Origin of the sequence: Maribellus luteus, from assembly GCF_003576475.1 — a bacterium.
GTDB lineage: Bacteria > Bacteroidota > Bacteroidia > Bacteroidales > Prolixibacteraceae > Draconibacterium > Draconibacterium luteum.
Window position 1 is genome coordinate 1 of record NZ_QWGR01000108.1, and the last position, 671, is coordinate 671.

General features: G+C 66.2%; 1 protein-coding gene. It reads right to left on the reverse strand.

The annotated features are described in order from the left end of the window. The coding region (locus tag D1614_RS28150) for a Clp protease N-terminal domain-containing protein (protein ID WP_497006672.1) at window positions 1-526 on the reverse strand (526 nt) is incomplete at its 3' end. Between the last annotated feature and the right edge of the window lie 145 nt (window positions 527-671).

Sequence of the window (671 nt, forward strand, 5' to 3'; positions counted from 1 at the left end):
CGCCTTGCGTAGCGTCTGCGCCGTCGTCGGCAATGTCGACCGCCTGCTCTTGTTCGTCCGAACCGGCGGTCAGCCGATCGAAGTCGTGCTTCAAGCGGTCGGCTTCAATCTGCCCGAACAGGCGCGAGCCCCGTTGCGCGAGCGCCGACAGGCTGGGCTCGGTCAGCAGCGCCAGCAGCAGATGGCCCGAGCGGATGCGCGTGATTTGCGAATCGAGCGAGGCGATCAGCCAGCCATGCTCGAACAGTTTCGGCAGATACGGCGAGAACGCCGGCGTGCGCGTATTGCCGGTCTGGAAGCGGCCGATCTCGGCTTCCAGGTCACGTTGCAGCGCGACCAGGTCGATGCCGCTGGCGCGGGCGGCCACGGCAAAGTCGCTGCGGCGGTTTTCCAGCAGCGCCAGGAACAGGTGTTCGAGATCGACCTCGTAATTGCCGCGCGCCATGCACAGCGAAGCGGCGCGCTCGGCGGCTTGCCGGCTCGTCGCATTCAGCTTGGCGATCAGGGTTTTGAGTGGGATGGCCATGGCGGCAGCGCTCCGGAAGAATCGATGAATGTGTCGGTATCAATGCAGCGGCGCGAGCGTGTATTGCGCATCGCTGCGGTCCTGCTGCGCGGGGCGGGAGCACAGGAAGGTGTCCCAGCCGAGGCGCCCGTCGTTGCTGTTGTCC